Genomic DNA, 25,737 nt, shown 5'->3' on the forward strand with positions numbered 1-25,737 from the left:
TCCTTAATTACATATATTTTGACCAACTTGCCCCGCGCTCTTTTTGATAGAGTTTATAAGGTAAAGTTAGTATGTTAAATTCTTTTGGCATATCGATATTTGGAAACATCCTCCACTCTTTAGGTAGCTTCTGTGAAAGCTTTGCGTTGAGCACGTTTGCCAGCTGACAAGCCTCATTTAGCGTAGTGTGACCTTTATGCACATAAAGATGTAGATGTCCTGGCGTCTTACTCTCGTAGGCTGTAAAATTTATAAATCCTTCTTCTCTTAAAAGAAGCTGTGCTTTATGCCAAAATCTATCTGGGGTTCTGCCGTTATAGTCAAAGACTATATTTTCAACTTTATCATTCGCATTTATTAAAGAGTGTGCAATAACAGCCTTGCCCTCTTCATGCTCTTTCATGACACTATAAGTTAGCGGCTCGTTGATTTTTTCAAATTTATCAAAGAAAATTTTGCCTCTGTATTCTATTTTATTAACGATCGTATCACGCTTGATATAGTAGTGAGTTGTAATAATCTTTATAAGTGCCGTATCAATACTTTGCATCAAAATGTCGCTTTATCATAGATTATAAATTTATGGGCAAGTTCAACTAGCTCAGCTTTTGTCTTCTCTTGCAAAGATGTATTGTTTATATCGCTTAGCACGTCAGCTATTTTGTTTGCTATTAGCTCAAACTCAGCCTCTTTCATGCCACGAGCCGTAAGCGCAGGACTACCAACACGTATACCACTTGTGATAAATGGGCTTCTTATCTCGCCTGGAACCGTATTTTTATTTACCGTTATTCCAGCATTTCCAAGAGCGATATCAGCGTCTTTACCGCTAAATTCGCGGTTTAAAAAGCTCATTAAAATTAGGTGATTATCAGTGCCACCACTCACTAGGTCAAAGCCTCTTTTTATTAATACTTCACCTAATTTTTTAGCATTTGCTTTTACTTGTTTAGCATAAATTTTCCACTCAGGGCTAAGGTTGTGCTTAAAACCAACTGCCTTTGCTGCGATGACATGAACTAGTGGTCCGCCCTGGATGCCTGGAAAAATAGAGGCATTTATCTTCTTAGCATACTCTTCATTGTTTGTCATAATGATACCGCCTCTTGGGCCTCTTAATGTTTTATGCGTAGTTGAGCTTACGACATCACAGTATGGGAAAGGACTTTGATGCTCGCCAGCAACAACAAGACCAGCAATGTGAGCAACATCTGCAAAGAGTATCGCCCCAACAGCATCGGCTATCTCACGGAATTTTTTAAACTCAATCTCTCTTGTGTATGCGCTTGCGCCACAAACGATCATTTTTGGTTTTACTATCTTTGCGATATCCATGACTCTATCGTAGTTTATGCGGCCATCAAGCTCGACGCCATAGAAAAAGCTCTCATACATCTTACCAGAGCTGCTGACCTTTGCACCGTGTGTCAAATGTCCACCATGGCTTAGATCCATGCCTAAAATTTTATCACCTGGATTAAGCAAAGCACCGTAAACGCCTTGGTTTGCCTGGGAACCTGAGTTTGGTTGAACGTTTGCAAATTCACATCCAAAAAGCTCTTTACATCTATCGATCGCTATTTGCTCGATCTCATCTACAAATTCGCAGCCACCATAATATCTCTTGCCAGGATAGCCTTCAGCGTATTTGTTTGTTAGGATTGAGCCCATTACTTCCATAACTTCTGGATATGTAAAATTTTCACTAGCGATCATCTCAAGGTGATCACATTGACGTTTTAACTCTAAATTTACTAGATCGTAAATATCCTTATCGTAGCTTTGCAAACTCATTTTTCATTCTCCTTTATCTCATTTTTAAGTGGCCTCATCGCTGGGAAGAGCACAACATCGCGAATTGATTTTTTATCCGTTAAAAGCATAACAAGCCTATCGATACCTATACCCTCACCTGCAACTGGCGGCATGCCGTATCCTAGGGCTTTTACATAGTCCTCATCCATCTCGTGTGCCTCGTCATCGCCTGCGTTTTTAGCATCGATTTGCGCTTTAAAGCGGTTGTATTGATCGATTGGATCGTTTAGCTCATTAAAGCCATTTGCTAGCTCACGACCAGCGATAAATAACTCAAATCTCTCAGCCACATCAGGGTTTGCGTCACTTCTTCTTGAAAGTGGGCTGATCGAAATCGGATAATCAATAACAAATGTTGGGTGTATAAGCTTACTCTCTACGTAGTTATCAAATAACTCAGCCTGTAAGTGACCAAGATCAAGCTTCTTATTTGCTTCAAGGCCATCAGCTCTTAGTTTTGCTAAAATTTTATCTTTATCATTTATGATATTATCATCTAGTCCGCCGATCTCAACGAGAGCTTTTTTGTAGCTTATTCGCTTAAATGGCTTACTAAAATCAATCTCCATGCCGTCAAAATTTACAACTTTTTCCATATCCAGCTTGTCTAAAATGACATTAAAAAGATCCTCTGTGATACCCATTAAATCGTGGTAGTTGTGGTATGCCCAGTAAAACTCTATACTTGTAAACTCAGGGTTGTGAGTAAGATCCATTCCTTCGTTTCTAAAATTTCTATTCATCTCATAAACAGCCTCAAAGCCACCTACTATAAGGCGTTTGAGGTATAATTCAGGTGCAATCCTTAGATATCTCTCTACTCCAAGGGCATTGTGAAAAGTGATAAATGGCTTGGCGTTTGCACCGCCTGCTATTGGGTGTAGCATCGGTGTTTCAACTTCTAAAAAGCCCTTTTCTTCAAAAAATCTTCTAATCGTACTTATAATCACTGAGCGTCTTTTAAAATCAGCTCTAACTTCAGGGTTCATTATCATGTCAAGATATCTTTGGCGATATCTTGTCTCAACATCAACTAAGCCATGATACTTCTCAGGAAGTGGACTTATCGACTTTGAAGCAAGGCTAAGCTCACTTACATGCATAGAAAATTCGCCAGTTCTTGTTATAAATGCATAACCTCTAACATAGACGATATCACCTATCTCTACGTATTTTTTAACGATTTTAAACCACTCTGGATCAAGCGTTTTATTACTAAAGTAAATTTGTAAATTTCCATCTTCATCTTCGATATTTGCAAAAACCGCTTTTCCAGCATCACGAATGAGTTTTATTCTGCCTGCAAGACCTACTAACTGACCTTCGGCCTTTTTTTCTTCTGTATCATTAATGTAGTTAAATTTTAGTCTAAATTTAGAGATATTCATATCTCTTCTAAGAAAATGCGGATATGGATTAATACCTAAATTTCTTAGCTCGTCTATGCTTTGTAGTCGTTGAATCTCATGTTGGTTGTCAAATATCACCTTACTTTCCCTTTATATTATTTTTTGAGCATTTTTCACAAATTCCATAAAGCTGCATCATATGGCCAGTTAGTTTAAAGCCATGATCTTTTGCGATACTGATTTGTCTTTTTTCTATCATTGGATCTTCAAATTCTATGATAAGGCCGCACTTTCTGCATATCATATGGTCGTGATGTGGCTTTGTGGCAAGCTCAAATTTTTTGCCTTGTGAACCAAAGCTGATTGATGTCACCATTTCTGATTCTTCAAGTAGATTTAGTGTTCTATAAACAGTTGCGATACCAATATTTAGCTCAGGGTGTGTCTCTTTTATAAAAAGATAAAGTCTTTCTGGAGTAAAGTGTTCGCCATTGTTATATAGCGTTTTTAGTAAAATTTCACGCTGTTTCGTGTATTTTAAACCATTGTCACGAAGCACTCTTTTGAATTTCTCAAGCAACGCATCATATTCTAAATTTTCTATCATCTTATTCCCCTTTTGTGATATTAGAGTCGGTATTTACACTAGCATTTGCATCCATTGAGATAAATGCGTCAGTTTTATTTGTATCCATTGGTCTTGCCACTATCTCATCTAACTCACTTTTGATATTTTTTACATCAAGATTTGTTATCCATTTGCCAGTTTCTATCAAAACCGGATAAACTTTACTGTTCGCAAAATAAGGAGCAATTATATTATTTAGCGAAGTGCCAGATATTACAGCAACTACTGCCGAAAATGTTAAGAAAATTTTTCCACTTCCCATAACAAATCCACCAAGTCTATCCAAAAAACCAAGTCCGCTTACTGAAACTATTTTTGATAAAAATTTACCAACTAGCAAGCAAACTAGCCAAAAAACTAGCCAAAGAGAGATAAATGCGACAAACTGTAAAAATGAAGGATTTTCAAATTTATATATATTTTTAGTTATAAACTCACCAGATAGATCTGAAAACCTGCTAGCTATAATTAAGCCACCGATAAGTCCGATAAGTCCGAATGCTTCTTTTATAAGTCCATTTAATATACCTTTTATGCCAAGCATCAAGACAAGAGCAATAATAATGATATCAAACCACGTTACTAAATCCATTATACAGTTCCTATTAAATTTTGAAGTTCTTGCTGGCTAGTTGAATAAGCTAGCGCATTTTCTTTTGTAATCTTACCCTCTTTTAGCACTTTCATCAAAGCCTGAGTTTGCGTACTCATGCCAGTTTGTTGTTGATTTAGCTGCATTTGTGAATAAATTTGATGTATTTTATTTTCACGTATCAAGTTTGAGATAGCCATATTGTTTATTAAAATTTCATGCACAGCGCACCTTCCACCGCCTATCTTTGGGATCAGACTTTGTGAAACGACAGCAGTTAATGACACGCTAAGCATATTTCTTACTTGTAATTGCTCACTTCCATCGAAACTATCAACGATCCTATTTATAGTTTGAATGGCTGAATTTGTGTGAAGCGTACCAAAGACTAAGTGTCCGGTCTCAGCCGCCGTAATAGCTGTTGAAATTGTTTCTCTATCTCTCATCTCGCCCACAAGTATGATATCTGGATCTTCACGAACCGCAGATTTTAAGGCCCTTGAATAAGAAGTTGCGTCAGTGCCGATATTTCTATGAGAAAATAGAGCTTTTTTATTGTTATGCACAAACTCGACTGGATCCTCAATTGTAATAATATGCTTTCTATAATTTAAATTTATCTCATTAAGCATGGCTGCAAGAGTTGTTGATTTACCACTTCCTGTCGGTCCAGTAACCAAAATAAGACCTTTTTCACGCTTAATAATGTGTTTAAAAATTTGTGGGGCATTTAACTCATCAAGAGATGGGATATTGATTGGGATTATACGAAAAGCAGCAGCTAAATCGCCATTCATGGTATAGTAATAGTTACCACGAAAGCGACCAATATCTCGAAGCTCGATCGCAAAGTCAAGCTCTTTATTATTCTCAAGCTCACTTTTTTGTTCATCAGTAATCAAAGCAAAACATAAATTCTCTATATCCTTGCCACTTAATACGCCAAAGTCAATGGGCTTTAAAGCGCCATCTACTCTTATTTGTGGCTCAGATCTTGAAACAAGGTGAAGATCGCTTGCCTTATCACTCACAACAGTTTTTAAAAGTGTTTTTATATCGCCAGCAAGATTACTAAGGTTATTATCTTCTGGTATTTTTACACTTAAATTCTTTGCCTGAAGCTGTTCGATTAGATCCATATTTTTACCATTATTCTATTATTTTTGGTACAGCAAAAAAATGCCCTTCACGTGAAGGAGCGTATTTCAAGATCGTATCAATCACATCACTTGGTCTTGGCTCATCTTCTCTTAAAGGCGTGCCACCTTTTATAGAGCTAACTACAGCTTCATCACTGCTTAGATCAAGTTCATTTAAAATATCAACAAAAGATACAATCTCACTTAGTTGTTTTTTTACTTCTTCTCTTTTTTCATCACTGATTTGTAAGGCAGAAAGTTTTTCTAATTTATTTAAAAGAGTGTCATCTATTTGCATTATATAAGTAACCTTATTAATTAATTTTGAGCCATTATATCACATTCAAGCTTTAATTTTGGGATAGTTTTAATTTAATTATGTTAAAATCTGCGAATTAAAATTTTTTAAAAATAAAGGAAAAGCGTTGGCTATAAAAGAAGATCTAACACAGATAAAACAAGAGATTGGTGCTCAAGAACAGTTTTTAGAAAGCATGATCAAAGGTGAGCGTTTCTTTAGAAAGTATAAAAAATTTATGATAATTGCCATTATTGTTGCTGTCGTTGCAATTATTGGATTCTATTCGAACAAAATAATAAATGATAATAGAATTGAAGATGCAAATTTGGCTTACTCAAAGCTCATTTTAAATCCAAACGATGCAAATGCCTTAAACATTTTAAAAGAAAAAGAACCAAATTTATATGCGCTTTTTTCACTTCAGCAAAAGCTTGATAAAAATGAGACAAATGGTATTAGCGAGCTTGCAAATTTAAAAGTAAATCCTATAGTAAAAGATATCATTCTTTCACAAAATGGTAATGCAAACAATCAAATTTTAAGCGAATATAGCACACTTTTAAAAGGTTTTGAGCTTTTAAAACAAAACAAAATCAAAGAAGCAAATGATGAGTTTAATAAAATTTCACTCGACTCTCAACTTCAAACTTTAGTTAAAAATTTAAAACACTATCAGGGAATAAAATAATGAAAAAAATTACTCTTTTCTTGGCTTTTGCCTTGGCTTTAGTTTTAAGCGGATGTGGCACAAAAAGACAATATTTCGAGCCAGCTCAAACCTCTGGCAAAATTTCTTTGTCAAAAGATATGCCATCTTATATCAAATCAGCAAATGCAAATGGCGCCACTCTTGACAACGGCAATATCATCACCAAAAACGGTCTAAATACAAACATCAAGTTGCCTGAAAATTTTAATTTCTTAAATGAAAACAACGGCTTTATCATATCAGCTAGTATAAATGGCGATCTAAATGTGACAGATCCTAGTGGACACAGCGTTTATAGCAATAAATTTCCAACAGCAATCGTTGCTGCTTCTCTTGATCAAAACCTATTAGCAGCTATCAGCACGGCAAACCACATCTATCTAATAGACATAAATACCGCAACAACAATAATGGAATATAGCTCGTCTAATATAGCAGCGGTTGATTCAAGGGTCGTAGCACCATTTTTTATGAGCTCACTGATTGTATATCCGGCATTAGATGGCAAAATTTACATAGTACAAAAAGAGACTGGTAGAATTTTACGTGACGTGGTCGTAAGCTCTGAAAATTTCTTTAATAACATCATATTTTTAGGCGTTGAGGGCGATAATCTAATTGCAGCAACAGCTAAAAAACTTATCGTCATTAACCCAAGTCAAACAGTTTATTATGACGGTGAGATCAAGGATGTACTGGTTAATAACGATGAAATTTATATCTTTAAAAAAGATGGTACGATCGTAAGAACAAATCTTATGTTAAAAGAGCAAAATAAAGTAAATTTCAAATTTGCCATCTTCTCAGCAGCTACTATTATCAATAATAAGCTTTACGTAATCGAAAAAACAGGCTACGTTATAAAAACAAATTTAGACCTCAGTGGAGCTGAAATTTATGAATTTAGCGATGAGATAAAAGATAAAAGCTTTATGGGCAATGGTGCCTTTTATTATGATAATGAGCTTGTTAATTTAGGACAATGAACCAAAAAATTTGGGAGCTTTTTGAAGCCAAAAAAATCCTTTTAAAAGATATCAAAGCACTTAATACAAGTGAATTTAGCACAAAAAAGACGCTTGATATCTTTTGGGGAGTGGACAATAAGAGCTTTTATAATCTCGTTTTTTTAAGAACAGCAAAAAGTAGATTGCTACGCAAAGAGGCTTTGGAGCTTGAAGAAATTTCTAAAAAAATAGAGATGAAATTCCAAACAAACCTAAGAAAAAAAACTATATTTTATAGCTCTGGCATTTGTTCTAAAGCCTTAAAAGAGCTACAAGACAATAATTGGCGATGTTATGATTTTGTGTAATATAGGCAATACAAACGCTACATTTTTAGAAGGTGGCAAAATCTCACGTATGAAAATTTCTGAGTTTAAAAGCTATAAACCAGAAAAAAAAGTATATTTTATATCCGTAAATGATGAAATTTTAAATCTTTTAAAAGATAATAAAATGTTTGTAAATTTAGAACCATTTTTTACTATTGATACGATATATCAGGGTCTAGGCGTAGATAGAATCGCTGCATGTTACTCTATAAATAATGGCGTAATTGTTGATGCTGGAAGTGCGATAACAGTTGATATTATGGCAAATTCTATTCACCTTGGAGGATATATCTTACCAGGCATTTCAAGTATGCTAAATGCCTACAAAAACATCTCACCACGACTTGATATCACTATAAATTCACAAATTGACATAGATGCACTACCACAAAAAACAGCCGATGCTGTGAGTTATGGCATTATTAAACCAATAATAACTCTACTAGATAAGCTAGCCGGTGACAAAAAAGTCTATTTTACTGGTGGAGATGGCGACTTTTTGTCAAAATTTTTTAAAAATGCTATTTGCGACAAGATGCTAGTTTTTCGTGCCATGCAAAAGCTAATAACTGAAAAGAAAGATATGATAATATGATAACAGTAGCACTACCAAAGGGAAGAATAGCCGAGGCAACACTAGAAATTTTTAGAAAAATTTTTGGCTCAAGTTTTTTATTTGAAGATAGAAAACTAATCCTTGAAGAAGGAAATTTTAGATTTTTAATGGTTCGCAACCAAGATATCCCAACTTATGTCACTGAAGGTGCAGCTGATATCGGTGTGGTGGGGCTTGACGTACTTGAAGAGCACAAGCCAAATGTTGTAAGGCTACTGGATTTAAAAATCGGCCAATGCAAAGTTTGCATTGGCATAAAAAACGACTCCGAGCTAGACCTAAACCAGCCAGAGCTAAAAATAGCCACAAAAATGCCAAATATAACAAGAAATTATTTTACAAAACAAGCCGTAGCTGTAAAGATCATCAAGCTTTATGGCTCGATCGAACTTGCACCACTAGTTGGCTTAAGCGATGCAATAGTTGATGTAGTCGAGACTGGCTCAACCATGAAGCAAAATGGACTAAAGATCGCTGGTGATATTATGCAAAGCTCAGCTTATCTAATAGCAAATAAAAATAGCTTTATCATTAAAAAAGATGAGATTTTAGAGCTTTATAAAAAAATCAAAGAGGAGATTTAAAGTCCTGCTGCCTCATCATAAAGTACAAAAATTTCTCTAGTTATATAAAGTCCGACTATTTCACTTATAAATTTCTTTAGAATAACGTATCGGTAATTATTTGCATACTTTTTATATTAATTTATCTTAATAGATTAGCACTGACATACAAATAACGATCTAAACGTAACAAAAATAGTAGTCTCCAACGAGCCAAGAGCCTAATATAAGCTAAAGCCTCATCACGAGTATCTAAGCTTTGATTGTATTTGCCATCAAAATCAAGACGATAATCCTAGCAAATTTAAAGAGATCGGTGATAATGACTGCACTAGCTGTCATACAAATGTGATAGGTAGCAATAAAATATCAGCACGAGCTCAAAAAATATGCACGCCCACTATAAAAAACTTCTTGGCAGTGATAAAGAGTTAAAATGTGTAAGCTACCACTATGATGCAGGATATAGCGCTGGCTTTAGAAATTACCTTGAATACTGGAAGCCAATATATAAAAATTTATGAAAATAAGATGCTTGAGCAAGAGATTGATACTAAGAAAAAATTTTGAAAGATGATTATAACCCTACAAAAGAAGAAGAGGAATTTTTAAAACAAAAGGCTGATAAGAATAATACAAAACATGTTGGTGGGTAGTCTAAACTTTCTATTAATCAGGCAAGCAAAAAGATAAAATAATAAATTTTAGTTTTTAAATTTTAAGAAATTTGCACAAGCTCTTTGTTCTCAAGCTTGTATGAATTGTCGCATTTAGCGGCTAGGTCGTTGTCGTGAGTAACTAGAACAAGGGCAGCGTTATTTTCATTTATATAGTCAAATAAAACTTGCATCACTTCATTTGCCGTCTGCTTATCAAGGTTGCCCGTTGGCTCGTCTGCAAAGATGATCTTTGGCTTTTTGGTAAGCACTCTAGCGATACTAACGCGTTGCTGCTGACCGCCGCTTAGCTCACCAACTTTTTGATTTATCACATTTAAAATTTTAAGCGATGCAAGATCATTTTTTTCTATATTTTCACCAGATAAGATACTAGCAAGCTCGATATTTTCGTAAGCACTAAAGCCTTTAAAAAGGTAGTGTGACTGGAAAATAATGCCAAAATGAAGCCTTCTAATGGCCAAAAGCTCGTTTTGAGAAAGCTCATAGATCGATCTATCTTGATAGATGACCTCACCAAAATTTGGTTTTAAAAGTGTTGAAAGTATGTGTAAAAGCGTTGATTTGCCACAACCGCTAACGCCGGTTATCGCGATGCTTTGTTTTTGATTGAGAGTTAAATTTATATTATTAAAGAGCGTATAATCATACGCAAAGCCTAGATTAGACGCTCTTAAAATTTCCATTAGCCTATTTGAGCAGCAACTTCTGCAGCAAAGTCATCTACTTTTTTCTCTAAGCCTTCACCAAGCTCGAAACGAACGTATTTTACGATCTCAATCTTACCGCCAAGCTCTTTGCTCTTCTCTTCGATAACTTGTTCGATAGTCTTTTTATCGTCCATTACATAAAACTGACCTAAAAGTGTAAGACGTTGGTCAAGCACTGTGTTGTCAGCATAAAATCTCTCGATCTTGCCAGGGATAATCTTGTCCCAAATTTTCTCAGGTTTGCCCTCAGCTTTTAGCTCTTCTTCGATCTCTTTTGTAGCTTTTGCAAGCTCTGCGTCGCCTATTTGGCAGCGACTAGCATACTCAGGAATGTGATGAAGTGGCTTGCCTAGGCGTTTTAGCTCTTCATTTTCTTTTTCAAGTTCAGCACGAAGTGCGATAAATTCTTTCTCAACAAACTCTTTATCAAGGTCTTTGTAGCTTATAACGCTTGGCTTCATAGCGGCTGCATGCATACATAAATTTCTTATAAAATCAGCTGCTTTGTTTGCAACTTCAGCGCTTTCGCAAGCTGCACCAATAAGTACACCAACACGACCATTTGAGTGAACATAGCCATTTACCACGCCCTTATCATCAGCGCTAATAGTCTCAAAGCGGCGAACTACAAGGTTTTCTCCGATGGTTGCAATCTGAGTTTTGAAGTAATCTTCAAATTTAACACCATTTAAAGTGCTCGCATTTAGCTCTTCAACTGTTTTTATGCCGCTTGATTGGATGTGAGCTGTTGCATCTTTTGCAAGTGCTTGAAACTGTGGGTTTCTAGCAACGAAGTCAGTTTCAGAGTTGATCTCACTGATAGTTGCTTTTTTGCATTTTGAGCAAACTTCAACACTTACCAAGCCTTCGCTTGCAAGGCGGTCAGCCTTTTTAGCAGCTTGGCCTAGGCCTTTTTCACGAAGGATGTCAATAGCTTTTTCCATGTCGCCATTTGCTTCGCTAAGCGCCTTTTTGCAGTCCATCATACCAGCTCCAGTTGATTCACGGAGCTCTTTTACCATTTGTGCAGTTATTTCCATTACTCTTCGTCCTCGCCAAAGTCTTCTTCACTCATAGCCTCAGCTACAACTGCGTCTTTCTCATCTTGGCTTACTTCTTCGCCAGCAGCTTGCTCGCCACCATCTTGCTCAAGAAGTGATTTACCTTCGTTGATAGCTTCAGCCATCTCTTGGCAGAAAAGCTGAACAGAGCGAATCGCATCGTCGTTTCCTGGGATCGGATAATCAACAACATCAGGATCGCAGTTTGTATCAATAGGTGCTACAACTGGAATTTTTAAACGATTTGCTTCCTGAACAGCGATCTTTTCTTTGACAGTATCAACAACAAATATCATATCAGGTAGGCTTTTCATATTGCGTATACCGCCAAGAGTTGCTATAAGCTTCTCTTTTTTGCGGCGAAGCATCAAAGCCTCTTTTTTAGTTAGTAAATTTATCGAACCATCTTCTTCCATAGTTTCAATGACTTCAAGTTTGCGGATAGACTGGCGGATAGTACCAAAGTTTGTCATCATACCACCTAACCAGCGGTGATTTACATAAGGCATTCCACATTTTTCAGCATACTCTTTTATAGCGTCGATAGCTTGTTTTTTAGTACCAACAAATAGCACTGACTTGCCTTCAGCAGCTGCGTCACGAACGATGTTGTAAGTGTAGCGGAAGTAGCGGATAGTCTTTTGTAGATCTATAATATAGATACCTTTTCTCTCGCCAAAGATAAATTTTTTCATCTTTGGATTCCAGCGGCGTGTTTGGTGACCAAAATGTACGCCACACTCTAATAAATCTCTCATAGTTACCATGAGTTTCTCCTTGTTTTAGGCATTTTGCCTTGAATTTAGTTTTATCCTCCACGACCATTAATGCTTTCGCACAACCAAATTTAGGATTGTCGTGTGTGAAATAAAGGGGGATTATACTTAAAATAATATGAATTTAAACTAAAGTTTATTTACTTAATTGTGAGTCTTCTTCGATTTTTATTAACTTAGCAAAAATTTCTGCCAATGCATGCCTTTGTTCGGATGAAATTTCAAGCTTCTTGACATTTAAAAGAATGCTTACAAACTCCTCGTTTTGTAGTGTTTCTACGCCAAATTTTCTTGCGTTTGTAGTGATTTTTAGCACAAGAGGATTTTTTGATTTAAAGTTTTCGTAAGACATTCTTTCTCTACTTTCAAAATTACAAAGCGATTATAAAAAATTTATAATAAATTCGAAATCAAATTTATATCAAACTTTTATTCTTTTATCTCAAAACTAAGCGTCGTTTTTAACGTCTCTTTATCACACTTCGCAGCATCTGGATAAGGTCTTTCATAAATCACTTCAAATACCCAAAATCCTGGTCTTAGAGCTAACACTTCAGTGATGCCTTGTTCATCAGTCATACCGTAAAATGCGTGCTTATGGTCTAAAAATCCAGCAAAAGTACCAGTTAGTTTGGCTCGCTCTAGCGGCTTTCCATCAGCAAAAACCTGTAATTTAAAAGGCTTATCTACTCTAAATTCCGCTGGGTTTTGTAGCGGTACGATCTCGATTTTAACTCCAACAGGTTTAGTTACGAAGTCGTTTGTTTCACCTAAATTTAAGACTCTTTTAGATGTTATCGTCATCAGCCGGCAAATCTGTATATCGCTTAGATCCTTTAGATCAAGCTTAGTTTTGTCTATTAGCCACTTGCCATCACTACGTTTTTTAAGCGAATACATAGGATTTTGCTGTGCTAGTAAGATATATGTGCCTTTGTCTAATCTTTTACCCTCGTAGCGGTAGTTCTCGCCACTTTGTATAAGCTTCTTTTTGTTACCATCTTTACTTATTATAGTAATTGGCGCAAAAAGATGGACGCGTTCGGCCATAATAGGCTCTAGCTTTGGAAAATCGTCGCTATAACCCATGTTTGCGATAAATTTTCCTAGCTTTTCATCATTAGCTCCATCTACCCAAAACATGTGTGCTTGCACCATACAAAAGGCTCCCGTTAACATAATGGCGGTCAAAATTTTACCTATTTTCATGATTTTCCTTGTTGTTCTTTTTGAGATTTGATGTCAAATTGTAGCTAAAAATTATTATATTTAGCCATTTTTTAGATCAAATTAAATATCAAAACGTTCAATACAATTTAGCTGGCAAATTTTAACAGTCAAGCAATGAAGCTAAAAATTTACTTTTATTTTTTAGTATTTATCGATGTGGCTCTATTCATCACAAACCCACAAAAACGCCCGGTCCTACTCTGTTTGCGGTATGAGAATAATTCATCCGTCTCAAAAGTACAACGAGGATCTAGCGATATTTGCTCTACCCCGAGCTTAGCAAATTCGTCTAATAAAGCTGCGTTTATATCAAATTTTCCATCTTTTTTGTATCGGTTAAATTCACCAAGATCTAGCTTGCCTACTTCGTAGTTTTGCACTTTGATATTTGCGCCTATAAATACGCGTAAATTATTCGCACGACAACCAAATTCACTCGTCATTAGCCCCACTGCATTTGTGCAAATTTTACTAGTAACACCTGCGCGTCCCGCATGCACAGCTGCGACTACGCCAAGATGTTCATCTATTATCAAAACAGGTGCGCAGTCTGCGACTAAGACGCAAAGTGCTACGCCTTTTAGTGATGTTATCACACCATCGCATGGAGGTAGATCGTCGTTAAAATCTTGCAAAATTTCCACTTTATTTGAGTGGATTTGGCTCATAAATTTTAAATTAACAGGCATAATGCCAAGTGCTGTTGCTAAAATTTTACGATTTTGTGCGACCATTAGCGGATCATCGCCAACATGATCTGCTAAATTTAAGCTCTCATAAGCACCCTCACTCACACCGCCAAATCTATTTGTAAAGCCAGCTAATACGCCATTTTTATCAAAGACTATCTCTAAATTTTCACGCATTTTATCCACCTAATAAAGGCTAGAAATTCGCTCAACATCATCCCAGCTAAGGCCACTATCTTGTTTGCAAAAAAGCTGCCTAGCTACGTAGCGAGCCAAAAGATCGCTTTCGATATTTACGCGCCTGCCGACCTTGAAAGTGCCAAAAAGACTATCTCTAAAAGTGATTGGTATGATTGTGAGCCTTATACCCTTTGGCAAAATTTCATTTATGGTTAGACTCACGCCCTCAACACCCACCGAGCCTTTATTTGACATCAAACTCATAGCATCGCGCGGCAAGTCGATATAAAAATCAACCCCATTCTCATTCTTTTTGATATTTGAAATTTTACCGATAAAATCGATATGCCCTTGCATCAAATGTCCATCTACTCGGTCTCCTAGCTTCATCGCTGGCTCGATATGCACTCTTTCTTTTAAATTTTCAACCGCGATATTTGCCCTACTCTCTGCGCTTAGCTCCACACTAAAGCCATCTTCATGTAGTTTTATCACACTCAAGCAAGCACCATTTACGGCAATGCTATCGCCTAAATTTGGACGAAAATTTGCCTTTAGCCTTAAAATATTTTGTGAATAACTAACAACCTGTGCGATCTCACGAATCAAGCCATTAAACATATTTTGCCTTTAAAATTTTTAAGGATTTTACTAAATTTTGCCTAAATTTGGGCATTACCATCTTTGATTATTTTATATATTTAAGTAGATAGTGGCATAAATGGCAGTGAAATTTTGGCAATCACACCAAAAATGCTAATAAAAATTTATTGGGTAACTCTAGTATAAAATTTCTCTATAAATTTCAATTTTTATCTTTTATAAATTTAGCAGTCTTAGCTTGTCTGCAAAACTAGCCACGTCTTGCTAAAATCGCGTGCTACCAGATCATCCCTCTTTATCCACAGATAAATTCTGCCCTCTCCGTCCCAGTCCATATCGCCCTCATCATCACTATCTATCTGTAAAAGTAGTTGCCACTGGGCAACATTTTTCTCAAATTCTGCTATTCTTGGGTGGTGATAAGCACTACTATCACCGCAACTAAGCCCATTTGTAACTAGCTCACACTCTAGCTCCATACCATCTTGGACATTATCGGAGTGCCCAAGGAGCTTATTTTCTTTAGACTGCCAGCTTGGCTCAATAACCTCGTGATAGGCCTCCCACTCAGCCTCACTAATTTTGCTAAATGGCACAATCGAGCTTTGTAAATTTGGCAAATTTATCTCATTTTCAAAGCTAAGCAAGCGTGCGTTAAATGCAGAATTTTCTCCCTCTAAACTCTCCGCTCTCCTGCAAGAAAGTGGCCCATCATTTACATCAGAAAAGATCACTGCAAAGCCATTTTTATCGACAGGATCATAGCCCCAAACACGCAAATTTCTATCATAAAAGAGATAGAGCATTCCGCTTTTTGGCAGTAGTGAGTCAATGTCAAATTTGCTAGCTTCAGCAAAATTTATCTGTGCCACAAAACTCAAAGCACCATTTTCATTTGAAGGCCATGATAAACTATCTGGCAGATCTGGCAAGCCACCAAATTTAGACGCTCCAACGGCGATATCATCGTCATTTTTAGCTTGCGTATCTATCCTTATGGCATTTCTTGCTAGTGGCGATAAAAGTTTAAAAAGTTCATCCAGGCCACGTTCTTTACAACCTTTAGAAATTTTTGCAATATCCATATTTTCCTCTTTAACAAGCATCAACGTATATATGATACTTCTTACAATGCAAACAACGAAACAAATATCCAGCAATATCGCCAGCTTTAACAAGATGTTCGCGTAGCATTTTATCGTCATATTTGGCTCTTTTTGCGTAGTCCTCAAAAACCTCGTCTGCTATGCCCATTTCTTCGAGCTCTTTTGTGCCAACGTCGCCTAAAAATTCGCAATAATCATCACAACAAACTATCCAATGCTCACCCTGCCAGCTCTCGTAGCCAGGGGTTCTTCTAAAAAGTTCGTCATTCTTTTTAGTATCACTTGTAGTTAGTTTGTCAGCATCTTGTACAAATGTAGCGTCAAATTTCTTGGCAGCCTTACCGCTAGAAATACAAGTAGGACAAAGATACGAAATATCTTGCTCGCAATAAATGCTACCGTTATAATAGACTTCAGTATCTTTGCCACAACACTCACACACTATGTTCATATCATCTTTAAATGCACCGGTTCTTAAAGGATTAGGATGGTAGATAAATTTTGGCAGCGTGGTGGCTTTGTCTTTTTGAGCCAAAATTTGACCTCTACTTTTTGGGCGAGGCAGTGCCCATTTATCATTTTCGTCAATGAATTGCACTAGATAGCCAAGTGCCTTTAGCTGTTTTTTATCACTTTTGTCATGTATCTTTAAAAGTAGGTCGTAAGCACTCTTTCTCATAGATAAAAGCTGATAAACATCAACCAAAACATACTTTGCGCAAATGTCATCACAATTTTCCAACTCTTCTTTAAACTGATAGAGTGCCTCAATACTAGAAGTATTGCCATTATTTTTATAATATTCTTTTGAAAGAGTGATATATTTTTCTTAAAATTTATTCATTAATATTCTTTATGTGGATTTGATATTAACAATTTTAGTGTTTAAATCTTAAAGATATAAAAGCTAGTGTAAAAATTATGGCTGTTAAAGCGATAAAATTTATATTGATTTTTAAATTGTTTTAGTATTTTGGTAGATGATGCCACAAACAAATTTGATAAGTATTCTTATAAAATTATTGTGACTATAAATTTATTCTTCAAATGCTCCGATAGAGAGAATTTTTTCTATTCTTTTTGCTACAAGATCATTTATATCAAGCTTTTCAAGCTCAGCTAGCTCTGAGATAAAATAATTTGCAAGTGCTTTTGCAGCACCTTCTTTGTCTCTATGAGCTCCATTTATCGGCTCGTTTATCACGTCATCTATAAGTGATAAATTTTTTAAGTCATCAGCCGTTATCTTCATAGATTTTGTAGCTTGCTCTTGCTTAGCTGGGTCATTCCAAAGTATCGCTGCACAGCCTTCTGGTGATATAACTGAAAACACAGAATTTTTCATCATGGCAAGTCTATCAGCCACACCAATAGCTAAAGCACCGCCACTTCCACCTTCGCCGATAACAACAGCAATTATTGGAGTTTTTAAATTTGCAAACTCGAATAAATTTCTAGCTATAGCTTCACTTTGTCCTCGCTCTTCAGCTCCAACACCTGGATATGCGCCTGGAGTGTCTATGAGAAATAAAATGGGTAGATTAAATTTTTCAGCCATTTTTGCAACTCTAAGAGCCTTTCGATAACCCTCAGGGTGAGGCATACCAAAATTTCTTTTTAGTTTATTTTTAGTGCCACGGCCCTTTTGCTCACCTATAACGACAGCCTTTTTGCCTCCAATATAACCGATGTAGCAGACTATTGCTGGGTCGTCGCGAAATGCCCTGTCGCCATGGATCTCATAGCCATCAACTAAAAATGAATTTATATAATCAATAGCGTATGGCCTATCTGGGTGACGAGCAAGTTGTAAACGTTGATATTCGTTTAAATTTTTATATACTTTTGATATCTCTTTAGATAGGTTCTTATTTAAAATTTCAACAGCATGTTCATCGCCTCTGATCTTAGCATTTGCTATATCTTCATCAATCTGCTTTATGCTCTTTTCAAAATCTAAATAATTTGACATCTTAATCCAACTTTTTAAATATCACGACGCCGTTTGTTCCGCCAAAGCCAAATGAGTTGCTCATAACAGCTTTTATATCAGCTTTTCTAGCTTTATTTGGAACGTAGTCTAGATCGCACTCTGGATCTGGCGTTTCGTAGTTTATTGTTGGAGGGATGATGCCATCTCTCATTGCCATTATAGATATGACAGCTTCGATCGCACCAGCACCACCTAAGCAGTGTCCAGTTTGACCTTTGGTTGAGCTAACTGGTGGGCACTTATCACCAAAAACAGCCTTTAGCGCAGCTGTCTCATTTTTATCATTTACTGGCGTTGAAGTACCATGCGCATTGACATAGTCTATTTTTACGCCTTTTGCCATATCAAGTGCTTGTTTCATCGCACTTAATGGACCTTCAAGTGTTGGTGATGTGATGTGATGTGCATCTCCGCTCTCACCAAATCCAACTACTTCAGCGTAAATTTTAGCGCCTCTTGCAACAGCTGACTCATACTCTTCAAGCACAAGTGCGCCAGCGCCCTCGCCCATTACAAAGCCATCGCGGTTTGCATCAAATGGCCTTGATGCCTTACTTGGTTCATCGTTTCTAGTTGAGAGTGCTTTCATTGCTGCAAAACCGCCTATGCCAACGCCACAGATAGTTGATTCAGCACCGATAACTAGCATATTTGTTGCTTGACCGATCATTATGCATTTTGCAGCTTGTGATATCGCATGAGTGCTTGCCGCACAAGCTGTTACGCTTGATAAATTTGGACCTTTTAGTCCGTGATTTATTGAAACTATGCCACCTAGCATATTTACAAGTGCCGATGGAATAAAAAATGGCGAAATTCTCTTTACACCTTTTTCAAAATATGTGATTGAGTTTTTCTCAATATTTGGCAAACCACCTATGCCAGCTGCTGAACTAACGCCAAATTTGTGAGCGTCAAACTCCTTAAAATTCGCATCAGCCATAGCTTCGTTAGATGCTTTTATGCCAAGCTGTATGAAACGATCTACTTTTTTCACCTCTTTGCCGTCTAAAATGCTATTTGGATCAAAATCAGTTATCTCGGCAGCAATTTTAACAGGGAATTCGCTTACATCAAAGCTCGTGATCTCTTTCACACCTGTTTTACCCTCGCAAATTGCCTTAAAAGAGCTCTCTTTATCAAGACCAAGTGCGTTTATCATGCCTATACCAGTTACAACGACTCGTTTCAATACATCTCCTTAAATCAAACTGTGCAAATTTAAATTATTTGCCTAGTTTTTCTATATAATTTACAACGTCTTGAATGCTTATTAATTTCTCTGCTTCGCTATCAGGAATTTCTACTTCAAATTTCTCTTCTAAAGCCATAACTAGCTCTACAACATCAAGTGAATCAGCGCCTAAATCCTCAATGATTTTAGACTCTAATTTTACTGCTTGTGGATCTACACTTAGTTGCTCTACAACTACGTCTCTTACGTCTTCAAATACTGCCATTTTAAGGTCTCCTTATAAAAAATGTCTGTTATATTATAATATTTACGCTTTTATTTATTTTAAATTGCAAAACTTGTCTGAAATTTCATTACATATAAAGTCCACCGTTTATTTTTAGCGTCTCTCCAGTTACGTAGCTTGCGTGATCACTTAGTAAAAATGCTACTGCCTCAGCCACCTCGCTAGCACTACCGAAACGTTTTAGCGGGATGTTATCGCTATAAGTTTTTTTCACCTCATCGCTTAGTCCATGCGTCATATCAGTCTCGATAAAGCCTGGAGTTACGCTATTAAAGCGTATATTTCTGCTTGCACCCTCTTTTGCAAAGCTCTTACTCATAGCGATTAGTCCACCCTTACTGGCTGAATAATTCACCTGCCCTGCATTTCCCATCTCACCAACGATAGATGCGACGTTTACGACCGCTCCAAAGCGCTTTTTGCTCATCACCTTTAAAGCCTCTCTACATCCTATGAAAGCTGAGGTTAAATTTGCATTTATTACATCTGTAAATTCGCTAGTTTTCATGCGAAGTGCTAGCTTGTCGTTTGTGATGCCAGCGTTATTTACAAGATAGCTTAGCTCGCCGTCGCTATCAACTATCAAATTTATACCTTTTATAAACTCATCTTCGTCTGTCGCGTCAAATTTTATCACAGCAGCCTTGCCGCCATTTTGCTCGATCTCAGCCTGCAAAGCGTCTGCTATCTCAGGCTTTGAGCGGTAGTTTATCCACACTTTTAAGCCCATATTTGCAAGCGTTTTTGCAATCTGTGCACCGATACCTCTGCTTGCACCTGTTATTAGCACGTTTTTTCCGCTAAATTTCATAGATTCTCCTTATTTTTCTAATTTTTCAACGATTGTAGCTTATATAAGCTTAACGTCTAAATTTTATCGCTTTTTTCCCACTTTATCTTTTTGCCAAAACCAAGAACATTACTCGTAAATTTTAGTTTTTCAAGATTTATGCACCAAATTTTTGGATCCATTGCTTTTGCATAAAAAAACCTTTTGAAATAAATTTCTATTTCGTTTTCTTTAGCCTCCCTCATCACTCCTTGAAACTGTACGCCCTCTATCTTGCCAACAATCTTTGTATCAAGAGCGACCGTACCAGCAACAAGCTTTGAGTTTTTTAAAAATTTAACATGTGAGCTCTCATCAGAGCTAGCTAGCAAAAGGCTAAAATTTAGCTCATCAAAGGCGTAAAATGCACTAAAAGCATAAGGCTGCCCATCATCATCGATGGCGCAGACACTTGCAAGATGCATCTTTTTTAGAAATTTAACTATCCTCTCATCCATCTAAATTCCCCTAAAAATGTCAAGAATGGTTTGAAATTTAAAGATGACTACGGCAATTATCAGCACCCAAAGCGCGAAAATAATAAGCTCTATTAGAGTAAATTTATCTTTTGTGACCTTTTTAAAAGCAAACATTGTTAAAAATGCCCCAAAAAAGCCACCAATTAACGAAAAATAGTGGATCGCATTAACCTTTACAAAGCTTGGCAAAAGCCCTTTAAAAAATAGCGAAAACATCAAAATTGAGAGCAAATTTGCAAGTATCAAATAATAGCCAACGACTGGTAAAACTGGATAGAGCCTAGCAAAGCCAAAGCTTAAAACAGTGATAAGCATAAGCAAAAAGATCCTAGTCCCAAAACAACACATCGCCCGTCCTTTTTTGACGCATTTTACAAAATTTTGCTTTATGAAATTAAAATTTTGCCGATTTAGCTTCAAAAGGATTTAAAAATGCAAACAAATTTTTACTCTCAAGGAAGCTACAACAACATGAGCTTTTCGATGAAAACTAGCTCAGGCGATGAGATAAGCTTTTCGATGTATGACAACAAAAGCTTGGAGTTTTCAAGCCAGAAAAATGGTACTTCAAGCCAAAGAAGTCTTACTCTCACGCACGAATACGGCTATGAGTTTTTATATAAAGGAAACGGCATAGACGAGCAAGATATGAAAGAGATCGAAGAGGCGATGAAGCAAATTCGCCCACAAGTTGATGAATTTATGAAAAACGTCAAAGAGGGCGACAAGATCGCTGGTAGCAGCCAAAGCATAAGTGATTTTTCAAACAAGATCAAGCAGATGCTGCCTGACGCAAAAGATCTAAATCACAAAAATTTCATAAATGACAATATGTTAAAGATGTTTGACGAACTTCTAGCTCAAAATAATGCGAACGAAAATCTACTAAGTGCTACAAAAAGGCTATTTGATACCTTGCTTGATGAGAGTAACAAAGTATCTTACTATGCTTAAATTTAGGGCCTTCTGGCTCTAAATTTTTATAAGCGCCTCTCTCTCAAAAAAGAGGTGCGACAAGACTATCACGAAATAAAGCTGAAAAAATAGTCCCACAAGCGGCACAAGCGAGATGAGATAAAACAAAAGCGTAAAAGCTATAAATTTTATCCCGCCACCTTCAAGCAGTGCTAGCTCAAATTTATCACTATCAAGAGTGTTTGAGCCAACGTCTATCAGTAAAAGTTTGTAATAGATATAAAAAAACGGCACATTGATAATAAAAAAATTTACAAACGGCACAAGCAAAAGTGGTAGGCAGACGAGCAAGATCCCAAGAAATTTCAAGATCTCAACCATCATCACTTTTAGCACTCTAGCCGTGCTAGCCTCGCTTTTTGGAATGTAGTGATAGTGCCTTTTGTTTATCTCTTTAGCTACAACTGGCGTTAAAAAGCCAGCTACGATTAGGGCGATCACGATGCTAACAATGATCGTTAAAAAGGTGCTTAAAATGTAAAAAAGTATGCTAACTATCCACTTTGTGGCACTAAAGCTTAAAATTTTAATAGCAATAAAAGAGAGCGCCGAGTTTGCCTCCAAAAAGGCAAAATTTTCATTTTTAGCACTATCACTTAAAAGGCCAAATATCTCACCGCCGCTCCAGATCGTAAGCCACGTGAGACTAAAAATGCTAAGGCAAAGCGGCAAGATGGATAGCGTTATAAATTTGGCTGTAAAAAAATCTTTAAAGCCAAGTCGAAGAAGGTTTATCATTTCACCTTTTTATATTCATGCTCAAGTGCTGCGTAAATTTCACCTATCTTACTAACGCCATTTGACAAAATTTCACTCATCACTTCATTATCTTCGCGTCCGTTCCAATTTTTCTTATAGCTACCTTCTTTGTAGCCATTATTTTGGCGGAAGCGATTTAGCACGTTTTTAGCGATGTAGCACTCATAAAGTGAGTATAAATTTACGCCACATTTTAAAGACATAGAGAAGTAAATTTTTAAAATATCAAATATATCGTAGTCAAACCCGCTGCACTCATGTATAAGCATCTCAACATCATTCATTATCTCATAAATGCTCTCATCTTCGATCTTTAGTGGCTCTTTACAAAACTCGCCAAAACCGCTTGACTGGCAGATGTCATCAGCTAAAGTTTCTATATCCCCAAGCTGTTTTGATTTATAAATTTGCAAAGCTAGACTCATTATAAAGTGCCAAATATCAACAACTTCTATGCGTAAATTTTGCTCATCAGTCTTAGCATCTATGCTCTTCCAGTGTTTCCACGCAAAACTATCAATCAGCTCAGCACACTCCATATATATGCAGCGCCTCCAGCTGATTAATTTATTTTTATTAGTATAACCATTTTCCCAGCCAAGCCCATTTGTCTCATCATTTAGACTTTGCTGCATCTTTAACATCTCTAAAATAATCGTTCTTTCATTCATTTTAGGCCTTTAAAAATTTTAAAGGATTATAACAAAAAATTATTAAATGCCACGAGGTAAGCTTGACTTAAATCATTTTATGTATAAAATTTAGGAGCTAAAATAGGCAAAAATTTCAAAGGAGAAAAAATGAGAGAAAAAGATCTAGTGGTTTGCAATGTTTGCGGACTAAAAAGCAGTGATGATACAAATGCAGTTTTTATCCACGCTCATAAAAATGGCGAAGAAGTTGATATCTGCACCAGTTGTGTTCCAAGCGTGATCCATGGCTCAGGTATGGTCGTAAAATCAAACGAAGAGATAAAGGCTGAAATTTAAGCTTTAGCTATCATTTGAGGATCTTGTCTTACAAGGTCTTCAAATTCTTCTGCACTCATAGGACGAGATAAAAAAAGTCCTTGCACTTCGTTACAATCAAGCTCTTTTAAGAAATGAATATCTTCTTCTTTTTCTACGCCTTTTGCGCCAACTTTTATCTTCATTGCCTTTGCTAAATCAATAATTGCAGATACGATTTGTGCATCTATTTTGCTATTTGATGCTTGAGCAACAAATTCACTCGCTATTTTTATACGCTTAACACCATATTTTCTAATATAAATAAATGAAGTATATCCAGAGCCAAAATTATCTATACAAACATCTATATTATTTTCTTTGAGAATAGAAAAAATTTTATCGAGCGTTTTAGAATTATTTGTCCATATTTCTTCGCCAAATTCTATTTCAAAAAGCTCTGGATTTACATGATGCGAACGTAAGCTAGAAATAAAATCTAAAACAAATTTTTCTGATTTATTTTGAATCTGTGCAACATTTATGCTTATTTTTGGTATCAAGAGTTTTTCTTTTTGCCATATATCTATATACTCTATAGTCTTTGAAACTAAAAGCGAGCAAATATCGTTTAAAATATCGCTATTTACATTTACCTCTTTCATAAATTTGCTTGCTTCCATCAAGCCAAATTTTTCTGATTTCCAATATAAAAAAACCTCTGCGTAGATCATTTTTTCGATTTTTAGATCAAATATTGGTTGAAAATATGCATGAAGGTCTTCTTGCAAATTAGCTTTTTTAAGTGCGATCTCGATACTTGAGCTTAGGTGCATTTCATTGCTAATTTTATCGCTATAAACCATAGGATTTAAAGCTGGATTTTTTTTGGCGTAATACATTGCCATATCTGCATTTTTTATAATATTTCTTGGATTTGCCGTGCTATTTTTTGTTGCTACGTCTATGCCTATTATGCACTTAAGCCCAAAGTGATATCTATCTATTTGAATTGGTTTTTCAATAACATCTTTTAAGGCAATACCAAGATTTAAACGTTTTGTATGACTATTTATCTCCATTTTTGCTAGTACGATAAATTCGTCCGCACTAATCCTTGCTATGGCTTCTTGCCTATTGCAAACTTCAAGTATTCTCTTTGCAACTAATTTTAAAATTCTATCGCCTATTTCATGCCCGTAAGATGTATTTATGCTTTTAAAACGGCTTAAATTTATATAATAAACTGCGATTTCCTCATCTTCAGAAATGCTTTTACACATTCTTTCAAGCTCATTTACTATAAAATTTCTATTACCAAGATCTGTTAGATAGTCCTTCTCAGACATATCTTGAAGTCTTAAATTTGCGAGCATAAGTTCATTGGTTCGCTCATGCATCGACTTTTCCATCTCTCTATGAAGATTTCTCTCATAATCTAATATTTTTCTACTTGCAATAGAGCTTTTAACATAGTAATTAACAATAGCATTTACAACTAAAACAAAAAGTGAGATGAGCGCACTAAAAGATGTTAGATCTTCTTGTAATAGCAAAGGTAAAACTATTATTATTGGTAGCCATTTTGATCCTATTGAGATATCTTTATCGGTATTTGTAACATACTCATTTTTAGCTTTTAAATGAAAAGCTCCTATCATCAAGAAGAAGAAAGGAACGATATATAAAAAATCTATTTTATGGCCAAAATTTACATTTGAGATCTGACTATAAAAAATAAATAAATTTAGCATCGTAAATAAAATACTAGCCGATATAAGGTAAAAGCCGCTAATTTTTATATGAAGCAAACTGCTTGTAAAAACCTCGCTTAAAGTGATAAAAAGTATAAGAAAATTTATGGCCACAATAGAGAGAAAAACGATATTTGATCTATTATTTATCATCGATAAGATATCTACTTCATCAAAAATACCATATATTAACATTGCTATTAAAAAAAAGACACTTATGCTATCCATAATGATGGCTAGTTTTTCTTGACTGGCTGCAAATTTTGAATACAAAAATATACTAACGCCAGCTAAAATAGATATCATCGGCAACGTAAAAAACACATCAAGATACGCATAAGAACTATGAGCCCGCAATAGTATATCTTGATTTAACACCATTAATGCATCGCAAATAGACCACAAAAAAACACCAAAACATATTGCAAGCCAATGCGTTA

General features: G+C 36.0%; 33 protein-coding genes. 8 read left to right on the forward strand and 25 right to left on the reverse strand.

Annotated elements, in window-relative coordinates; genetic code table 11:
- Nucleotides 1–7: 7 nt before the first annotated feature.
- From CYO92_RS08840 to gatC, 7 genes are read right to left on the reverse strand one after another with little or no spacing between them, the layout of a single operon-like run.
- The gene (locus tag CYO92_RS08840; RefSeq protein WP_103588541.1) at nucleotides 8–550 is read right to left on the reverse strand and encodes a DUF1882 domain-containing protein; all 543 of its coding nucleotides are present in this window, start codon (nucleotides 548–550) and stop codon (nucleotides 8–10) included.
- On the reverse strand, nucleotides 550–1,794 hold the full coding sequence (locus CYO92_RS08845; RefSeq protein WP_103588518.1) for a serine hydroxymethyltransferase: 1,245 nt from the start codon (nucleotides 1,792–1,794) through the stop codon (nucleotides 550–552). Before CYO92_RS08845 ends, CYO92_RS08840 begins: the two co-directional genes overlap by 1 nt.
- Nucleotides 1,791–3,299 carry a lysine--tRNA ligase gene (gene lysS, locus CYO92_RS08850; protein WP_223315384.1) on the reverse strand — a complete coding sequence of 503 codons (1,509 nt, stop codon included), beginning with the start codon at nucleotides 3,297–3,299 and terminating at the stop codon, nucleotides 1,791–1,793. The genes CYO92_RS08845 and lysS overlap by 4 nt, the downstream gene beginning before the upstream one ends.
- 4 nt (nucleotides 3,300–3,303) lie before the next feature.
- The gene (locus CYO92_RS08855) at nucleotides 3,304–3,771 is read right to left on the reverse strand and encodes a Fur family transcriptional regulator (RefSeq protein ID WP_021091630.1); all 468 of its coding nucleotides are present in this window, start codon (nucleotides 3,769–3,771) and stop codon (nucleotides 3,304–3,306) included.
- A gap of 1 nt (nucleotide 3,772) precedes the next feature.
- Nucleotides 3,773–4,384 (reverse strand): CvpA family protein, encoded by a 612-nt coding sequence (locus tag CYO92_RS08860; RefSeq protein WP_084041229.1) that lies wholly within the window; start codon nucleotides 4,382–4,384, stop codon nucleotides 3,773–3,775.
- Nucleotides 4,384–5,523 carry a type IV pilus twitching motility protein PilT gene (locus CYO92_RS08865; RefSeq protein WP_103588520.1) on the reverse strand — a complete coding sequence of 380 codons (1,140 nt, stop codon included), beginning with the start codon at nucleotides 5,521–5,523 and terminating at the stop codon, nucleotides 4,384–4,386. Before CYO92_RS08865 ends, CYO92_RS08860 begins: the two co-directional genes overlap by 1 nt.
- Nucleotides 5,524–5,533: 10 nt before the next feature.
- Nucleotides 5,534–5,821, reverse strand: coding sequence for an Asp-tRNA(Asn)/Glu-tRNA(Gln) amidotransferase subunit GatC (gene gatC, locus CYO92_RS08870; protein WP_072594515.1), 288 nt, complete (start codon nucleotides 5,819–5,821; stop codon nucleotides 5,534–5,536).
- A 127-nt stretch (nucleotides 5,822–5,948) separates the two neighbouring features.
- Here gatC and CYO92_RS08875 point away from each other — a divergent pair, with 127 nt between their 5' ends.
- The 6 genes from CYO92_RS08875 (at nucleotide 5,949) to CYO92_RS09585 (ending at nucleotide 9,572) form a co-directional block, all read left to right on the forward strand.
- The gene (locus tag CYO92_RS08875) at nucleotides 5,949–6,512 is read left to right on the forward strand and encodes a hypothetical protein (RefSeq protein WP_103588521.1); all 564 of its coding nucleotides are present in this window, start codon (nucleotides 5,949–5,951) and stop codon (nucleotides 6,510–6,512) included.
- Nucleotides 6,512–7,519, forward strand: coding sequence for an L-seryl-tRNA selenium transferase (locus tag CYO92_RS08880; RefSeq protein WP_103588522.1), 1,008 nt, complete (start codon nucleotides 6,512–6,514; stop codon nucleotides 7,517–7,519). The genes CYO92_RS08875 and CYO92_RS08880 overlap by 1 nt, the downstream gene beginning before the upstream one ends.
- A complete protein-coding gene (locus CYO92_RS08885) occupies nucleotides 7,516–7,848 on the forward strand; it encodes a hypothetical protein (protein ID WP_103588523.1) in 333 nt (110 codons plus the stop codon). The genes CYO92_RS08880 and CYO92_RS08885 overlap by 4 nt, the downstream gene beginning before the upstream one ends.
- Nucleotides 7,835–8,464 (forward strand): type III pantothenate kinase, encoded by a 630-nt coding sequence (locus CYO92_RS08890; RefSeq protein WP_103588524.1) that lies wholly within the window; start codon nucleotides 7,835–7,837, stop codon nucleotides 8,462–8,464. The genes CYO92_RS08885 and CYO92_RS08890 overlap by 14 nt, the downstream gene beginning before the upstream one ends.
- Nucleotides 8,461–9,069 carry an ATP phosphoribosyltransferase gene (gene hisG / locus CYO92_RS08895; RefSeq protein WP_084109560.1) on the forward strand — a complete coding sequence of 203 codons (609 nt, stop codon included), beginning with the start codon at nucleotides 8,461–8,463 and terminating at the stop codon, nucleotides 9,067–9,069. The genes CYO92_RS08890 and hisG overlap by 4 nt, the downstream gene beginning before the upstream one ends.
- A 368-nt stretch (nucleotides 9,070–9,437) precedes the next feature.
- Entirely contained in the window at nucleotides 9,438–9,572 is a 135-nt protein-coding gene (locus CYO92_RS09585; RefSeq protein ID WP_258030513.1) for a hypothetical protein, read from the forward strand.
- 194 nt (nucleotides 9,573–9,766) lie between these two features.
- On the opposite strand, the gene CYO92_RS08905 is transcribed toward CYO92_RS09585, so the two are convergent.
- The 15 genes from CYO92_RS08905 to CYO92_RS08975 form a co-directional block, all read right to left on the reverse strand.
- Nucleotides 9,767–10,411 (reverse strand): ABC transporter ATP-binding protein, encoded by a 645-nt coding sequence (locus CYO92_RS08905; RefSeq protein ID WP_103588525.1) that lies wholly within the window; start codon nucleotides 10,409–10,411, stop codon nucleotides 9,767–9,769.
- Nucleotides 10,411–11,475, reverse strand: coding sequence for a translation elongation factor Ts (tsf, locus tag CYO92_RS08910; RefSeq protein WP_103588526.1), 1,065 nt, complete (start codon nucleotides 11,473–11,475; stop codon nucleotides 10,411–10,413). Before tsf ends, CYO92_RS08905 begins: the two co-directional genes overlap by 1 nt.
- Nucleotides 11,475–12,263, reverse strand: coding sequence for a 30S ribosomal protein S2 (gene rpsB / locus CYO92_RS08915; RefSeq protein ID WP_002941277.1), 789 nt, complete (start codon nucleotides 12,261–12,263; stop codon nucleotides 11,475–11,477). The genes tsf and rpsB overlap by 1 nt, the downstream gene beginning before the upstream one ends.
- 145 nt (nucleotides 12,264–12,408) lie before the next feature.
- Nucleotides 12,409–12,624: an acetyltransferase gene (locus CYO92_RS08920; protein WP_103588527.1), complete on the reverse strand. Its 216-nt coding sequence runs from the start codon at nucleotides 12,622–12,624 to the stop codon at nucleotides 12,409–12,411.
- 77 nt (nucleotides 12,625–12,701) lie between these two features.
- Nucleotides 12,702–13,481 (reverse strand): DUF4198 domain-containing protein, encoded by a 780-nt coding sequence (locus CYO92_RS08925; protein ID WP_103588528.1) that lies wholly within the window; start codon nucleotides 13,479–13,481, stop codon nucleotides 12,702–12,704.
- Nucleotides 13,482–13,636: 155 nt separating this feature from the next.
- Nucleotides 13,637–14,368: a polyphenol oxidase family protein gene (locus CYO92_RS08930; RefSeq protein WP_103588529.1), complete on the reverse strand. Its 732-nt coding sequence runs from the start codon at nucleotides 14,366–14,368 to the stop codon at nucleotides 13,637–13,639.
- A 9-nt stretch (nucleotides 14,369–14,377) separates the two neighbouring features.
- Entirely contained in the window at nucleotides 14,378–14,992 is a 615-nt protein-coding gene (locus tag CYO92_RS08935; RefSeq protein WP_103588530.1) for a riboflavin synthase, read from the reverse strand.
- Nucleotides 14,993–15,207: 215 nt separating this feature from the next.
- Nucleotides 15,208–16,080 carry a YwqG family protein gene (locus tag CYO92_RS08940; protein WP_180997994.1) on the reverse strand — a complete coding sequence of 291 codons (873 nt, stop codon included), beginning with the start codon at nucleotides 16,078–16,080 and terminating at the stop codon, nucleotides 15,208–15,210.
- Nucleotides 16,070–16,822, reverse strand: coding sequence for a CbrC family protein (locus CYO92_RS08945; RefSeq protein WP_223315376.1), 753 nt, complete (start codon nucleotides 16,820–16,822; stop codon nucleotides 16,070–16,072). The genes CYO92_RS08940 and CYO92_RS08945 overlap by 11 nt, the downstream gene beginning before the upstream one ends.
- A 294-nt stretch (nucleotides 16,823–17,116) precedes the next feature.
- Nucleotides 17,117–18,052 (reverse strand): acetyl-CoA carboxylase carboxyl transferase subunit alpha, encoded by a 936-nt coding sequence (gene accA, locus CYO92_RS08950; protein ID WP_103588258.1) that lies wholly within the window; start codon nucleotides 18,050–18,052, stop codon nucleotides 17,117–17,119.
- A gap of 1 nt (nucleotide 18,053) precedes the next feature.
- Nucleotides 18,054–19,265: a beta-ketoacyl-ACP synthase II gene (locus tag CYO92_RS08955; RefSeq protein WP_009294785.1), complete on the reverse strand. Its 1,212-nt coding sequence runs from the start codon at nucleotides 19,263–19,265 to the stop codon at nucleotides 18,054–18,056.
- Between the two features lie 34 nt (nucleotides 19,266–19,299).
- Nucleotides 19,300–19,533 (reverse strand): acyl carrier protein, encoded by a 234-nt coding sequence (gene acpP, locus CYO92_RS08960; RefSeq protein WP_021091725.1) that lies wholly within the window; start codon nucleotides 19,531–19,533, stop codon nucleotides 19,300–19,302.
- Nucleotides 19,534–19,621: 88 nt separating this feature from the next.
- Complete coding sequence (gene fabG / locus CYO92_RS08965; RefSeq protein ID WP_021083753.1) at nucleotides 19,622–20,365, reverse strand: 3-oxoacyl-ACP reductase FabG; 744 nt, start codon at nucleotides 20,363–20,365, stop codon at nucleotides 19,622–19,624.
- 56 nt (nucleotides 20,366–20,421) lie between these two features.
- Nucleotides 20,422–20,841 (reverse strand): pyridoxamine 5'-phosphate oxidase family protein, encoded by a 420-nt coding sequence (locus CYO92_RS08970; RefSeq protein ID WP_103588259.1) that lies wholly within the window; start codon nucleotides 20,839–20,841, stop codon nucleotides 20,422–20,424.
- Nucleotides 20,842–21,210 carry an L-arabinose ABC transporter gene (locus tag CYO92_RS08975; protein ID WP_223315377.1) on the reverse strand — a complete coding sequence of 123 codons (369 nt, stop codon included), beginning with the start codon at nucleotides 21,208–21,210 and terminating at the stop codon, nucleotides 20,842–20,844.
- Nucleotides 21,211–21,294: 84 nt separating this feature from the next.
- On the opposite strand from CYO92_RS08975, the gene CYO92_RS08980 reads away from it, so the two are divergent.
- Entirely contained in the window at nucleotides 21,295–21,816 is a 522-nt protein-coding gene (locus CYO92_RS08980; RefSeq protein WP_103588260.1) for an ATP/GTP-binding protein, read from the forward strand.
- An 18-nt stretch (nucleotides 21,817–21,834) separates the two neighbouring features.
- Here the strand turns inward: CYO92_RS08980 and CYO92_RS08985 are convergent, their stop codons facing one another.
- Complete coding sequence (locus tag CYO92_RS08985) at nucleotides 21,835–22,575, reverse strand: EI24 domain-containing protein (protein WP_103588261.1); 741 nt, start codon at nucleotides 22,573–22,575, stop codon at nucleotides 21,835–21,837.
- Nucleotides 22,572–23,267 carry a dUTPase gene (gene dut / locus CYO92_RS08990; protein ID WP_103588262.1) on the reverse strand — a complete coding sequence of 232 codons (696 nt, stop codon included), beginning with the start codon at nucleotides 23,265–23,267 and terminating at the stop codon, nucleotides 22,572–22,574. Before dut ends, CYO92_RS08985 begins: the two co-directional genes overlap by 4 nt.
- Before the next feature lie 129 nt (nucleotides 23,268–23,396).
- Here dut and CYO92_RS08995 point away from each other — a divergent pair, with 129 nt between their 5' ends.
- Complete coding sequence (locus tag CYO92_RS08995) at nucleotides 23,397–23,585, forward strand: hypothetical protein (RefSeq protein WP_021091806.1); 189 nt, start codon at nucleotides 23,397–23,399, stop codon at nucleotides 23,583–23,585.
- On the opposite strand, the gene CYO92_RS09000 is transcribed toward CYO92_RS08995, so the two are convergent.
- Entirely contained in the window at nucleotides 23,582–25,654 is a 2,073-nt protein-coding gene (locus CYO92_RS09000; RefSeq protein WP_223315378.1) for a bifunctional diguanylate cyclase/phosphodiesterase, read from the reverse strand. The genes CYO92_RS08995 and CYO92_RS09000 overlap by 4 nt on opposite strands.
- Nucleotides 25,655–25,737: the final 83 nt, after the last annotated feature.

The organism is Campylobacter concisus (genome assembly GCF_002913715.1).
Classification (GTDB): domain Bacteria; phylum Campylobacterota; class Campylobacteria; order Campylobacterales; family Campylobacteraceae; genus Campylobacter_A; species Campylobacter_A concisus_AG.

What these genes read in the sequence shown, in the direction of transcription:
- CYO92_RS08840 (WP_103588541.1), bottom strand. Translation starts at nt 550, where the DNA reads ATGCAAAGTATTGATACGGCACTTATAAAGATTATTACAACTCACTAC.
- CYO92_RS08845 (WP_103588518.1), bottom strand. Translation starts at nt 1,794, where the DNA reads ATGAGTTTGCAAAGCTACGATAAGGATATTTACGATCTAGTAAATTTA.
- CYO92_RS08855 (WP_021091630.1), bottom strand. Translation starts at nt 3,771, where the DNA reads ATGATAGAAAATTTAGAATATGATGCGTTGCTTGAGAAATTCAAAAGA.
- CYO92_RS08860 (WP_084041229.1), bottom strand. Translation starts at nt 4,384, where the DNA reads ATGGATTTAGTAACGTGGTTTGATATCATTATTATTGCTCTTGTCTTG.
- CYO92_RS08865 (WP_103588520.1), bottom strand. Translation starts at nt 5,523, where the DNA reads ATGGATCTAATCGAACAGCTTCAGGCAAAGAATTTAAGTGTAAAAATA.
- gatC (WP_072594515.1), bottom strand. Translation starts at nt 5,821, where the DNA reads ATGCAAATAGATGACACTCTTTTAAATAAATTAGAAAAACTTTCTGCC.
- CYO92_RS08880 (WP_103588522.1), top strand. Translation starts at nt 6,512, where the DNA reads ATGAAAAAAATTACTCTTTTCTTGGCTTTTGCCTTGGCTTTAGTTTTA.
- CYO92_RS08885 (WP_103588523.1), top strand. Translation starts at nt 7,516, where the DNA reads ATGAACCAAAAAATTTGGGAGCTTTTTGAAGCCAAAAAAATCCTTTTA.
- CYO92_RS08890 (WP_103588524.1), top strand. Translation starts at nt 7,835, where the DNA reads ATGATTTTGTGTAATATAGGCAATACAAACGCTACATTTTTAGAAGGT.
- hisG (WP_084109560.1), top strand. Translation starts at nt 8,461, where the DNA reads ATGATAACAGTAGCACTACCAAAGGGAAGAATAGCCGAGGCAACACTA.
- CYO92_RS09585 (WP_258030513.1), top strand. Translation starts at nt 9,438, where the DNA reads ATGCACGCCCACTATAAAAAACTTCTTGGCAGTGATAAAGAGTTAAAA.
- CYO92_RS08905 (WP_103588525.1), bottom strand. Translation starts at nt 10,411, where the DNA reads ATGGAAATTTTAAGAGCGTCTAATCTAGGCTTTGCGTATGATTATACG.
- tsf (WP_103588526.1), bottom strand. Translation starts at nt 11,475, where the DNA reads ATGGAAATAACTGCACAAATGGTAAAAGAGCTCCGTGAATCAACTGGA.
- rpsB (WP_002941277.1), bottom strand. Translation starts at nt 12,263, where the DNA reads ATGGTAACTATGAGAGATTTATTAGAGTGTGGCGTACATTTTGGTCAC.
- CYO92_RS08920 (WP_103588527.1), bottom strand. Translation starts at nt 12,624, where the DNA reads ATGTCTTACGAAAACTTTAAATCAAAAAATCCTCTTGTGCTAAAAATC.
- CYO92_RS08925 (WP_103588528.1), bottom strand. Translation starts at nt 13,481, where the DNA reads ATGAAAATAGGTAAAATTTTGACCGCCATTATGTTAACGGGAGCCTTT.
- CYO92_RS08930 (WP_103588529.1), bottom strand. Translation starts at nt 14,368, where the DNA reads ATGCGTGAAAATTTAGAGATAGTCTTTGATAAAAATGGCGTATTAGCT.
- CYO92_RS08935 (WP_103588530.1), bottom strand. Translation starts at nt 14,992, where the DNA reads ATGTTTAATGGCTTGATTCGTGAGATCGCACAGGTTGTTAGTTATTCA.
- CYO92_RS08940 (WP_180997994.1), bottom strand. Translation starts at nt 16,080, where the DNA reads ATGCTTGTTAAAGAGGAAAATATGGATATTGCAAAAATTTCTAAAGGT.
- accA (WP_103588258.1), bottom strand. Translation starts at nt 18,052, where the DNA reads ATGTCAAATTATTTAGATTTTGAAAAGAGCATAAAGCAGATTGATGAA.
- acpP (WP_021091725.1), bottom strand. Translation starts at nt 19,533, where the DNA reads ATGGCAGTATTTGAAGACGTAAGAGACGTAGTTGTAGAGCAACTAAGT.
- fabG (WP_021083753.1), bottom strand. Translation starts at nt 20,365, where the DNA reads ATGAAATTTAGCGGAAAAAACGTGCTAATAACAGGTGCAAGCAGAGGT.
- CYO92_RS08970 (WP_103588259.1), bottom strand. Translation starts at nt 20,841, where the DNA reads ATGGATGAGAGGATAGTTAAATTTCTAAAAAAGATGCATCTTGCAAGT.
- CYO92_RS08975 (WP_223315377.1), bottom strand. Translation starts at nt 21,210, where the DNA reads ATGTGTTGTTTTGGGACTAGGATCTTTTTGCTTATGCTTATCACTGTT.
- CYO92_RS08980 (WP_103588260.1), top strand. Translation starts at nt 21,295, where the DNA reads ATGCAAACAAATTTTTACTCTCAAGGAAGCTACAACAACATGAGCTTT.
- CYO92_RS08985 (WP_103588261.1), bottom strand. Translation starts at nt 22,575, where the DNA reads ATGATAAACCTTCTTCGACTTGGCTTTAAAGATTTTTTTACAGCCAAA.
- dut (WP_103588262.1), bottom strand. Translation starts at nt 23,267, where the DNA reads ATGAATGAAAGAACGATTATTTTAGAGATGTTAAAGATGCAGCAAAGT.
- CYO92_RS08995 (WP_021091806.1), top strand. Translation starts at nt 23,397, where the DNA reads ATGAGAGAAAAAGATCTAGTGGTTTGCAATGTTTGCGGACTAAAAAGC.